Genomic DNA, 558 nt, shown 5'->3' with positions numbered 1-558 from the left:
TGCAAAGAACGCAAACCGAAATTACCAACAACTCAGAAAGAGAAGGTATTATAGAGTTATTGGAAACTGTGTTGTTGTCGAAGTTTTCGCAATTAACCCGTCAGGAGATAGAAGCGATGTTTTTAGTTAATGATATCAAACAAACAAGGGTATATCAAGAAGCAAAGCAGGAAGGTAGAGAAGTGGAAGCAACAAACTTACTGCTGCGTCAGTTATCTAAGAGGTTTGGAAAATTGACAGATAGTTATATCCAGAAAATCAGTAACCTGAAAATAGCACAATTAGAAGATTTAGGAGAAGCGTTATTAGATTTTCGGGATATCAACGATTTAGATGAATGGTTCAAATCTCATACATAATTATCAGCAATGCACACAGATACAATATTTTACCAAATCTTTCTCACTTTTCATACTCTTTTATTTGAGCTACTGGGAGAACCGACAGAAAAAGCAGAAGGTTACAAATTCACATCTGTAGAAGTGAAGGAAAAAGCCTTTAGATTTGATGGTATATTTATGCCAGATAGTGGAGAAAAACCGATTTATTTTGTGGAGG

At 35.1% G+C, this 558-nt stretch carries 2 protein-coding genes; both read left to right on the top strand.

Features of this window, described 5'->3' with window-relative positions; all coding sequences use genetic code 11:
• Positions 1-359, top strand: a 359-nt coding sequence (locus FFR48_RS28365; protein WP_137669623.1) for a DUF4351 domain-containing protein, incomplete at its 5' end; no start/stop codon positions are given.
• Between the two features lie 9 nt (positions 360-368).
• On the top strand, positions 369-558 hold a 190-nt coding region (locus tag FFR48_RS28360), incomplete at its 3' end, for a DUF2887 domain-containing protein (RefSeq protein WP_137669622.1).

The sequence above is a fragment of the Sphaerospermopsis reniformis genome (assembly GCF_005402885.1).
GTDB classification, from domain to species: Bacteria; Cyanobacteriota; Cyanobacteriia; order Cyanobacteriales; family Nostocaceae; genus Sphaerospermopsis; species Sphaerospermopsis kisseleviana.
Note: the sequence above shows the minus strand (reverse complement) of the source record. Positions and strands in the feature narration are given on the sequence as shown.